The organism is Paenibacillus sinensis (assembly GCF_019904155.1).
In the GTDB taxonomy this organism is placed as follows: domain Bacteria; phylum Bacillota; class Bacilli; order Paenibacillales; family Paenibacillaceae; genus Paenibacillus_AQ; species Paenibacillus_AQ sinensis.
Genome location: NZ_JAHCMB010000214.1, coordinates 425 through 892, shown reverse-complemented (window position 1 = coordinate 892; position 468 = coordinate 425). Strand labels below are relative to the sequence as shown.

The following is a 468-nucleotide window of genomic DNA, read 5'->3' as shown; positions in this document are numbered from 1 at the left end:
AAAGGAACAACTTGAAACTCGTACATTCATGGACCATTCAAGCGAGAGAAGATATGTTAAGAATTTTGAGTCAGAAAGAATTCCCTAAGCTGAACGAGACCATAATTGATTCTAATGACATTTTGGATATGCTGGATTCCTTGTTGAGAGAACCTGCTCCGTTTTGGAATTGGTTCTATAGTGACAGGTCGAAGGGGATTCCTTTTTTTGCTAATTACCCCGATGAAAATCTGATCAGTTACTATGAAAATAAGCTTACCCCGCAAGGAAATATGTGGGAGATCGGGTGCGGCCCTGGAAGAAATGCTATCTATTCTGCACTTAAAGGATCCAAAGTAGATGCGGTGGACATATCGGAAGAAGCGATCCGCTGGGCAAAAGAAAGGGCGGAAGAGAGCAAGGTCAATGTGAATTTTTGAATGCAAATCTGCCTTTGATCTCATACCTAAACCAGAATATTACGATTTC

The 468-nt window shown here is 41.0% G+C and carries 1 protein-coding gene; it reads left to right on the top strand.

All coding sequences use genetic code 11. The annotated features are described in order from the left end of the window. On the top strand, nt 1-419 hold a 419-nt coding region (locus KIH86_RS29695), incomplete at its 5' end, for a class I SAM-dependent methyltransferase (protein WP_407672354.1). Between the last annotated feature and the right edge of the window lie 49 nt (nt 420-468).